The following is a 495-nucleotide window of genomic DNA, read 5'->3' as shown; positions in this document are numbered from 1 at the left end:
GGTTCGCGTTGCTGTGTTCACGCAAGGCGAGAATGCAGAAAAAGCAAAAGCTGCAGGCGCTGATGTGGTCGGTATGGATGATCTTGCTGAGCAAGTGAAAGCTGGCAACTTGGACTTCGACGTAGTTGTTGCATCTCCAGATGCGATGCGTGTTGTAGGTCAGTTGGGTCAGGTTCTTGGTCCTCGTGGCCTTATGCCAAACCCAAAAGTTGGCACAGTTACTCCTGATGTAGAGACTGCTGTTAAAAATGCAAAAGCTGGTCAGGTTCGTTACCGTACTGACAAGAACGGCATCATCCACGCTATCGTGGGTAATGTTGAGTTCTCTGCTGATGCAATCAAGCAAAATCTTGAAGCGCTATTGGCCGACCTTAAGAAGGCTAAGCCTGCAGCAGCTAAAGGTGTTTATTTGAAGAAAGTTACTCTTTCTTCAACAATGGGCCCAGGTCTATTGATCGATCAAGCTTCTGTATCTATCTAAGATTTGGAGGCGCG

Annotated in this window: 1 protein-coding gene; it reads left to right on the top strand. The window is 47.5% G+C overall.

The genetic code is table 11. The annotated features are described in order from the left end of the window. The coding region (gene rplA, locus A3762_RS05415; protein WP_068754435.1) for a 50S ribosomal protein L1 at positions 1-481 on the top strand (481 nt) is incomplete at its 5' end. Positions 482-495: the final 14 nt, after the last annotated feature.

The organism is Oleiphilus sp. HI0125 (genome assembly GCF_001635355.1).
The sequence above is the reverse complement of the archived record's forward strand: the minus strand, read 5'-3'. Positions and strand labels throughout refer to the sequence as shown.